Origin of the sequence: Lysobacter sp. TAB13, assembly GCF_052113885.1 — a bacterium.
Taxonomy (GTDB): domain Bacteria; phylum Pseudomonadota; class Gammaproteobacteria; order Xanthomonadales; family Xanthomonadaceae; genus Lysobacter; species Lysobacter gummosus.
The window spans coordinates 1-367 of the sequence record NZ_JBFRDR010000379.1; the positions used below are offsets into that span (position 1 = coordinate 1).

Annotated in this window: 1 protein-coding gene; it reads right to left on the minus strand. The window is 66.4% G+C overall.

Going from position 1 to position 367, the window contains the following annotated elements:
• A partial coding sequence (locus tag AB4Y92_RS26600) for an EamA family transporter (RefSeq protein ID WP_441822349.1) occupies positions 1-303 on the minus strand: 303 nt, incomplete at its 3' end.
• Positions 304-367 lie beyond the last annotated feature (64 nt).

A 367-nucleotide genomic window follows, 5' to 3' on the forward strand; every position in this document is an offset into this window, starting at 1 on the left:
AAACAGCAGCGCGCCAAGCCCGACGAGCATGAAGGGCTGGGTGTTGTAGACCACCGTCGCGACCGAGATCGAAGCGCGCGAATAAGCCGAGAACAGCAACAGCCAGTTCAACACGACGGCGACACCACCGATCGCGGCGAGCGCAAGCTGGCGGCCGGTCAGCGCGCCGCGCCGAAGCAGCCCCAGGGCTCCGCAGACGATCAACAGGGTCGCGGCGCCGAAGACGCAGCGCCAGAACACCACATCCATCACCGGCTGGCCGGAGCGAACCACGAACCAGCCGATCGTGCCCGAGATCGTCATGGCRGCCGTCATCTCGGCCACGCCGCGCCTATGGTCCGTCATCACCGCCTCCACCCAGAAATGA